The 254-nt window shown below is 65.0% G+C and carries 1 protein-coding gene; it reads right to left on the reverse strand.

Going from position 1 to position 254, the window contains the following annotated elements; translation table 11 throughout:
- Window positions 1-254: IS30 family transposase (locus HGO92_RS23370; protein WP_169999138.1), on the reverse strand; the 254-nt coding region annotated here is incomplete at both ends.

Consider the following 254-nt stretch of genomic DNA (forward strand, 5'->3'; position numbering starts at 1 on the left):
TGGTTTTGATCAGGCCGTCGCGCACAGTTTCGGCGGTGTGGTCGCCGGGCAGGTGGACGAGCATGACGTAGCGGGTGGTGCGTTCCACGAGGGTGGCGATGGCCGTTTTGTTGTGGGCCCCGGTGATCAAGTCCCCTTCCCAATGGCCCGGGATTGCGCGGTCTTCGACCTCGGCGGGGCGCTCGGAGATGTTGATCATGGGGTCGCGGAAGCGGCTGGTGCGTTCCTCCGGGTTCTTGTGCTTTTTGCGCCGG

The organism is Crystallibacter degradans (genome assembly GCF_012952295.1).
Lineage (GTDB): Bacteria > Actinomycetota > Actinomycetes > Actinomycetales > Micrococcaceae > Crystallibacter > Crystallibacter degradans.